A 5,591-nucleotide genomic window follows, 5' to 3' on the forward strand; every position below is an offset into this window, starting at 1 on the left:
ATATTAAATCCCTCCACGTATATATTATAGAGGTTTTCTATGTGTCTATCTATTCGGGGCAGGGTCAGGCCAGACCCAAAAGAATAATGCCTGCTCCAATGGAAATTCTAATAATTTGTTCCGTTTTTCCCACATTACAATTCATCATAAACACCTCCTACTCAAATCATGTCCAAATAATCGAAACAATCTTCAGGAAGTGAGTGGAAATGTATAACTGTATTACACAAGAAGGGGCTTAGGGTGAACTCATTGTAGCGCTATCTAAGGATACGCTTTTTATGTGCGGAACCAACGGTCACGTATGATTGCCGCAGATAGGATTCGACATTCGTCGAGGATTGCGAAGCAGCTCTCCGTTCTCACGATAGCAAGGTATTCACTTCCATCCAGCAGGTGGCGGGATGGCTTTTCCGACAGCGTGCATGGAGTCCCCATATTAAAGACAGAATCGCTGCATGAAGCCGCTCGAGGATTATCCTGTAGCGATCGTCGTCCCTGTGCAACTCCCCAACTTGTTAATGTCGGACACTGATCGGGATTATCTAGCCGCGTCCACCGTCATAATCGTTTCTTTCCGTGTTCTCGATCGCTCATTGCCATTGTCGCACATGTCGCCTTGGTATCGGTGAATCCGGACGTTATGAAGCTGGAATTGACTTACTCCATCGCTCAGAGTCGCGTCGGCGTTCCTTATCCATCCATCACAGAAACGGTAATTCTTCTGTTCATCATCGAGATGCTTTTCGATGCGATCCACTTTGAGCCCTCTCCTCTCACCCTGATACCAGTATTGGTATATAAAAACATACTTTGATATTGACTGCTACTCAAATGACTTTCATAAATTCACATTTCCGATACTTCTTAAAGTATGTAACGTATTGCTGATAAAAATAGCAAAGCAGCGATTCCGAAACAAAGCCGCATCAGCCACTTATCCTGACGATCAAAGACACTCATGACGTTTCTCCCTTCACATACTTAGCATTAAATAAAAACAGTCTGAGCAGCAGTACAAGCGCCGGTATCAAAAGGACGAGTCCCGCTATAAATGATACGACTAGCGCCCGCCCCATTACCGAATTTGTTATACTGCTGGAAATCGTTAAGTAAGGGTAAATCAAATAAGGAAGATGAGAAATCCCGTAACCGAAGAACGCAAATGCAAATTGAAGCATAACCATCACAAATGCCGTGCCATAGTTCTTCTGACGCCAAATCAGCCAGATGGCAATCATAAAACTTACCAAGGACAGGCCGAACATCCACCATATCTCAAGCGTATTTTGAAAATGCTCCCGATTATGATTGCGAAGCGCGATGAAGACAAAGAGGCTGGAGATAATCGTAGGAACGGCTCCCCACAAAGCAAAAGAGCGAAGCCATTCGAGCGCCCTGCTGTCTTCCGCACGATCGGCGTAATATGTCAGGAAAGTCGAACTGATAAACAGTACACTCGAAACGGCAAGAAGAACGACAGCCCAAGAATAAGTGCTAAAGAACAGTTCCTCCATCAGTAATGAAACGGTATTACCGCGAACGGACAAAAAACCACCCTCCGAAATAGTAAACACGGTCGATAAGGCCGCCGGTATGAGCAATCCCGTTGCTCCATAGGCGAGAAGATAAAGATTATTTTTTTTTGCGCCGTAATTGGCAAATGCATAGAAAGATCCCCGGATGGAGAGCAAAACGAGTGCAATGCTTCCAGGGATCAGCAAAGCGGTTCCGTAATAATAGGCTGTTTCGGGAAAAAAACCGACGATACCGACGAAAAAGAATACGAGAAAAACATTCGTAACTTCCCAAACCGGCGACAAATATCTGGAGATAACAGGCGCAATAACCGTTTCGATTCCGATAACTCTGCCATAATAAGCGTAAAACCCGGCGCCGAAATCGATGGAAGCAACGATCAAGTAGCCGTACAGAAATATCCAAAGCACGGTGATTCCAAGCTGTTCAAGCGACATTCCGATGCCCTCCTATAAAATAATTCGACGTTCTTCGAGTTCGAGTTCCGCCGGTTTATTGCGGAACAACCGGCTGAGTACGGAAAAGCAAATAATGCCCAGCAAGAGGTACAAAGCAGCGAACAGCCAAAATGTGATGCCGACATTGGGATTTGTTGTAGCCGCATCGGACACGCGCATGTATCCCCTTAGAATCCATGGCTGTCTGCCTACTTCCGCATAAAACCAGCCCAGCTCGATGGCGAGCAAAGAAAAGGGTCCCCCCGTAAGGATTCCACCAAGCATCCAGCGATTATACGCATTCCATCGCTTCATTCGAGTCAGGATGAGGAACAGAATGGGAACGGCCAGTAAGTAAAATCCGATGCCAACCATGGAATCAAAAAGATAGTGTACATACAACGGAGGCCACTCGTCCTTCGGAAAATCGTTTAACCCGACAACCGTTCCGTTTGGATCGTGAGTTGCGAGAAGGCTAAGTGCCCAAGGAATTTGTATCGCCCCCGTTATCTCCTTCGTGTCCGGGTTCAATCGACCGCCAATAACAAGTGAAGCTCGATTGCCAGTCTCGAAATGCCATTCGGCCGCGGCCAATTTCTCAGGCTGTTCCTCCGCTAAAAATATGGCGGAAATATCCCCTATCCAGATCGTAGACGCCGCAAGGATCAGTCCGGTCATCATATTGAGTCGGATGGACTTTTTGTAGTAATCATGGTTTCGCCCTCTAAGCATGGAAAATGCGGCAATCATGGCCAGCAGAAATGCTGCGGTTAAGTAAGCGGAAGACAATACGTGAGCCACTTTGGAAGGCGTAGCCGGATTGAACATAGCAGCGAGCGGATCAAGATTTGTCAGCTTCCCATTTTCGAACGAAAACCCTTGTGGCGTATTCATAAAAGCATTAACCATCGTAATAAACAACGCGGAAGCGGATGATCCGATTACGATTGGAAGGGTCAACATCCAGTGAAAATATGGATTGGAGAATCGGTTCCATGTATACAGATAGATACCAAGAAAAATGGCTTCGAAGAAAAATGCAAAGGTTTCCAAAAAGAGCGGCAAACTTATCACATTGCCTGCAAATCGCATAAATTCCGGCCATAACAGGCTAAGCTGAAGACCGATACACGTACCGGTAACAACACCGACTGCTACCGTAATGACAAAGCCGCGTGTCCATCTTCGTGCCATGAGTGAATAATGAGGATCTCTTTTTCTTATCCCCATCCATTCGGCGATGGAGATGAAGATGGGTATGCCGACTCCAACTGTGGCGAACAAGATATGAAAAGCTAGTGTCATTTCCGTCAAGCCGCGGCTCCAATCCAACGCATTCAACTTAATCCCTCCAGCTTACACGATTTTGGATGATGTCTTGGATTTTCTCCGATTAATATTCCTTCCATTACCAAAAAGTATACAAGGGAGTTGAGCGGCCACACTCAATCAATTCAATTAAAAAAGGCCGCGATTACGCGACCTGTTCCCCATTTTGCAATAAACACTACCCTTACCATACATTCGGTTTGGTCTTTATTTTTAATATTATCTTTTATTTTTGGTGAATAAGTAATTATATTTTGAAGCATGTTTTAATTCGTCCGTAATAATTTCGAATAGCATATCTCGGTATATGCCTTGGGGCAGACATTGTCTAATCATGCGATACTTTTCAACGGCTCTTAATTCTCCAAATAATTCCTTTTTTATTCCATCAACATAGGTCGCTGGCCTTTTAAACTGCTCTCCATTCATAATCTGTACTTCTTGTCCTGTAAAAATCCCTGTATATTTTACGGACATTTGATTATGCTTTCGCTCATCATCCCTTATTGAAGCTATAATTTCCTTCTCTTCTTGAGTAGGAGCGAAAGATATTAAATATTGGTAAAAGAGTTCATCTTCCCTTTCTCCCTGAACTGCCTCCCATCGATTCGTTAGCAACCAATTTTCCACGTTCTACACGAGAGTCATCAATACGAACGCTCGGGATGCCGTACACGTCATCGACGGTTTGCTCCATCATGAAACGGACTTGGCCATCGAGGAGCATTATACGGATACAGCCGGTTACACCGATCAAGTTTTTGGTTTAACGCATTTACTTGGATTTCGCTTTGCGCCACGCTTGCGTGACTTGGCTGACTCCAAGCTATATACAATGGGTAAGCCGAAGGACTTCCCTAAATTGGAGAAACTGCTGCGCGGACAGATTAATACAAAGATCATCCAGGAGAACTACGACAATGTTCTCCGGCTGGCTCACTCTATTCGAGAAGGAACCGTTTCAGCATCACTCATTATGGGGAAAATTGGCTCCTATGCAAGACAGAACAGTTTGGCTACCGCGCTGCGGGAAATGGGCGAATCGAGAAAACGATCTTCATCCTGGATTACCTTTCGAGCGAGGCGCTGCGGCGAAAAATCCATCGGGGGTTGAACAAAGGGGAAGCCATGAACGCGCTGGCCAGAGCGATCTTTTTGGCAAACATGGAGAGTTACGGGAACGTGCGCTACAAGATCAGCTCCAACGGGCCAGTGCATTGAACATTATCATCAATGCAAATTAGCGTTTGGAACACCGTCTATCTCCAGCAAGCAACTGAACACCGTAAAAAGCAAGGTAAGCTTCAGGAAGAACTACTAAACCATATTTCGCCCCTTGGATGGGAGCATATCAATTTTTTGGGTGAATACAAATTCAATTTCAAGCAGAATACGTCTCTACATTCATTGCGACCGCTTAAACAACAGGAAGTTGAATAACCGTTGGTCCGGGTTAAACCGCTCGGACTAATTTGGCTTAGAGAGAAAACGCCAAGCCGGTCCGCCGAAGGCTTAGCGTATATTTTCGTTAAAATGTTGTCGGGACCCTTTATAAAAGAATGTCAGATGAAGGGCAAAATAAAAAACCCTCCCCTTCCAGCTGTACACCCAAAAAAGGCATTAGGAAAGTGACCTTGCCTCAAAAAAGTAGACACAGAGAAAGCCTCGGTGACACCCATTTGTCTAATGGCTTACAACTCTTCCCCTACCTTGAACGGCGGGACATAATCGTTCGAGGAATGCGTTCTCCGACGGTTATAAAATAGTTCGATATATTCAAATACTGCCTTTTTAGCCTCAGCACGCGTCTTAAATGTATAGTCATTCAGCCATTCCATCTTTAACTTACCCCAAAATGATTCCATTGGAGAATTATCGTAGCAGTTACCTTTACGGCTCATGCTGCAGATGAATTCATGCTTCTTGAGGAGTTTTTGATAGCCCTTGCTGGCGTATTGACGCCTCGATCAGAATGAACAATGAGTCCCTTTGAAGCACCTGTCCGGCCGATTGCCTGCTTCAGCGCGGCGCATACAAGCTCCGTTTTCATCCGACTATCCATGGCCCAACCCACGAGTTTACGGCCATGTAAATCCAGTACGCCAGCGAGATACAACCAGCCTTCAGCTGTTGAGAGTGAAGTAAGAGTCAGGGCGTAGTCGAACTATTTCCCTGCCTCTCCTTCCCGAACCGGACTTGCACCTCTCAGCGCATCCGACTCTCCATTTAAGTGTTGCTTAAAGCAAAGGCTACTTCGTCATAGTAGGATTCAATTGTTCGACGTTT

The 5,591-nt window shown here is 45.3% G+C and carries 5 protein-coding genes and 2 pseudogenes; 2 read left to right on the forward strand and 5 right to left on the reverse strand.

Translation table 11 applies throughout. The annotated features are described in order from the left end of the window. Positions 1-64: 64 nt before the first annotated feature. Positions 65-148 (reverse strand): YgaP-like transmembrane domain, encoded by an 84-nt coding sequence (locus ACFPYJ_RS23350; RefSeq protein ID WP_379190639.1) that lies wholly within the window; start codon positions 146-148, stop codon positions 65-67. Positions 149-601: 453 nt separating this feature from the next. Here ACFPYJ_RS23350 and ACFPYJ_RS23355 point away from each other — a divergent pair, with 453 nt between their 5' ends. Continuing rightward, positions 602-817, forward strand: a complete 216-nt coding sequence (locus ACFPYJ_RS23355) for a spore germination protein (RefSeq protein WP_379190640.1) — start codon at positions 602-604, stop codon at positions 815-817. A 142-nt stretch (positions 818-959) separates the two neighbouring features. Here the strand turns inward: ACFPYJ_RS23355 and ACFPYJ_RS23360 are convergent, their stop codons facing one another. From ACFPYJ_RS23360 to ACFPYJ_RS23370, 3 genes are all read right to left on the reverse strand, one after another. Further along, complete coding sequence (locus ACFPYJ_RS23360; RefSeq protein WP_379190637.1) at positions 960-1,976, reverse strand: cytochrome d ubiquinol oxidase subunit II; 1,017 nt, start codon at positions 1,974-1,976, stop codon at positions 960-962. 12 nt (positions 1,977-1,988) lie between these two features. After that, the gene (locus ACFPYJ_RS23365; protein ID WP_379190641.1) at positions 1,989-3,323 is read right to left on the reverse strand and encodes a cytochrome ubiquinol oxidase subunit I; all 1,335 of its coding nucleotides are present in this window, start codon (positions 3,321-3,323) and stop codon (positions 1,989-1,991) included. Positions 3,324-3,524: 201 nt separating this feature from the next. Next, a complete protein-coding gene (locus tag ACFPYJ_RS23370; protein WP_379190638.1) occupies positions 3,525-3,923 on the reverse strand; it encodes a ferritin-like domain-containing protein in 399 nt (132 codons plus the stop codon). A 28-nt stretch (positions 3,924-3,951) separates the two neighbouring features. Here ACFPYJ_RS23370 and ACFPYJ_RS23375 point away from each other — a divergent pair. Further along, positions 3,952-4,745: pseudogene (locus tag ACFPYJ_RS23375) on the forward strand (Tn3 family transposase). 251 nt (positions 4,746-4,996) lie between these two features. Here ACFPYJ_RS23375 and ACFPYJ_RS23380 read toward each other — a convergent pair. Then, positions 4,997-5,451 (reverse strand): annotated as a pseudogene (locus tag ACFPYJ_RS23380) (IS3 family transposase); the annotation flags it as partial. Between the last annotated feature and the right edge of the window lie 140 nt (positions 5,452-5,591).

The organism is Paenibacillus solisilvae (assembly GCF_042656405.1).
GTDB lineage: Bacteria > Bacillota > Bacilli > Paenibacillales > Paenibacillaceae > Paenibacillus_Z > Paenibacillus_Z solisilvae.